2 protein-coding genes are annotated in these 1954 nt (G+C 42.5%); both read left to right on the top strand.

All coding sequences use genetic code 11. The annotated features are described in order from the left end of the window. Nucleotides 1-305: 305 nt before the first annotated feature. The gene (locus H6S82_RS34240) at nucleotides 306-431 is read left to right on the top strand and encodes a hypothetical protein (protein ID WP_255512210.1); all 126 of its coding nucleotides are present in this window, start codon (nucleotides 306-308) and stop codon (nucleotides 429-431) included. 571 nt (nucleotides 432-1002) lie between these two features. Then, a complete protein-coding gene (locus tag H6S82_RS31255) occupies nucleotides 1003-1665 on the top strand; it encodes a general stress protein (RefSeq protein WP_190464183.1) in 663 nt (220 codons plus the stop codon). The last annotated feature ends 289 nt before the right edge of the window (nucleotides 1666-1954 follow it).

The following is a 1954-nucleotide window of genomic DNA, read 5'->3' as shown; positions in this document are numbered from 1 at the left end:
GCATTCGTCATCCAGCAAGGGTAGTATAACCGAACTTTTAGTTCGCGATCTCCGCTATCAGTAGCGACTGGGGGTTAGGGCGTCGGGAAGAGGGAGAGGGAAGAGGGAGGAATTTTGACTTTTGAATGAGTGACTTTTGACTTTCCCTAGCCCCTCCATTGATAGATGCACGTTTACACCGACAGAACGATGAAGAGTCTAACTAAAAGCGCGGAAATATTAAATATAAGCACAAATCAAATCATTGTTTATGCAGTTTTGGCACACGAGTATATGTGGCTTGTACAAGAAAGGAGAAGAAAATTATGTTAGGTCAACAAAAACGCGCTGTCGGTATATTTCCCAGATTTGAACAGATGGCAGAAGCGCTGGATCGGCTTAAGGTTTCTGGCTTCGGTAATTGTTTTGATAGTCTGACAGTTGCTAGCTAGACACTTGCCTAAGCGCCGTTAAATCGCAATTATCTAAAAGCCTAATTGGTAAAGATAAAAATCCGAAAAATATAATTACATTGCGATTTGGCGATGTACTTGTATTTGGTGTATTTGCTTGTAGCGATATCCCCCAAACGAGAGCGTAACAAGCACTAACTATTTTGAAATTTATTGAAAAATGCCCTAATTATAACGGCAAAGCGACTTGATATAATACATTTGTTTAGGGGCAATTGAGAGCCTTTGTCTCCGTTTTATAACTGATAAATTATTTGCCAGATCGGCCTCTAAAAAGCCTGTAATTCACGCCCATTACCAAGCGCTATAAGCAGTATTTTAGGGGATTTTAAATTAAATTAATTTTGTAAGTATTATCACAAATAAATCACCATATAATCTTAACAATATCAAATCAATTATCTCTCCATTGATAGAGAAGGTATTACACCTGTGGGCGGATGTTTATTTTTGCTAAAAAAAGGAAGGTAGAAATTGGAACAAATCAAAAAACAGTCTTTTAATTAAGCAAGTTTGCTAGTGCCCACGACAGCTTGCGTAAGGAGGAAAAATGGCTCTAGGTCACAACAGACGCGCCGTTGGTGTGTTTTCTCACCGTCAAGACGCAGAATACGCTCTCACAGAATTGAGAGACTCTGGCTTTCCGATGGATAAAGTTTCTCTAATTGCTAAAGATACAGGCAAAGCCGATCGCTTTGCTGGCAGTGATGTGCGGGATATCGACAATGATACCAACGCTGACGAAGGTGCTAAAACAGGTGCGATCGCAGGCGGTGCATTGGGCGGGATAACAGGCTTACTTGTCGGTCTCGGTGCATTAGCAATTCCTGGCATTGGTCCTGTTATGCTAGCAGGAGCAGCTGCAACGGCTATAGCCACTGCACTTTCTGGCGGTGTAATTGGTGCGGCTGCTGGTGGCTTAATTGGTGCCTTAATTGGTTTGGGAATTCCAGAAGATAGAGCTAGAGTTTATAGCGATCGCGTGTCTCGCGGCGGCTATTTAGTAATAGTAGATGGTAGCGAAGATGACATCCGCCGCGCCGAATCAATTCTCAATCGCCGAGGCATTGAGGAGTGGGGTGTCTACGATTACTCAGGCGTTGATACTTCTCGCGCTGACTACACTACTACTACCACTGTTGAGCGTCGAGACAATGTTGCCAGTATAGACGATCGCGTAGTTGTCATCGATCGTCGGGATGAAGTTCTTTAGTCCGAGCGAGTGCCTGCCAATTGACTGACAAAATTCTGCCAACACAAACCTCGCAGAAGGCTTTAAAAAATCTGATTTCAGCTAAAACTACCTGAAATTGACTTGATAATTTTAGCCTCTTTTACTTTATTTTGTCAGTCATTTAGCGATTTGTAGAAAGTCCAACTCAGTCTCAATTTGGCATCACAGGAACACAAACCTTTAGCAGTTCCAAGGCGGAAGAAAAAATGAAAAAACTAACTCCATTTATACTCAGCGGTCTCCTCATGTTTGGTGCGGTTGCTTGCGA

This window comes from Planktothrix sp. FACHB-1355 (assembly GCF_014748295.1).
In the GTDB taxonomy this organism is placed as follows: Bacteria; Cyanobacteriota; Cyanobacteriia; order Cyanobacteriales; family Aerosakkonemataceae; genus Aerosakkonema; species Aerosakkonema funiforme_A.
This window is presented reverse-complemented; position numbering and strand designations above follow the sequence as displayed.

Bases quoted from the DNA above. Each gene is read 5' to 3' on its own strand.
- H6S82_RS34240 (WP_255512210.1), top strand. From the start codon at position 306: ATGTTAGGTCAACAAAAACGCGCTGTCGGTATATTTCCCAGATTTGAA.
- H6S82_RS31255 (WP_190464183.1), top strand. From the start codon at position 1,003: ATGGCTCTAGGTCACAACAGACGCGCCGTTGGTGTGTTTTCTCACCGT.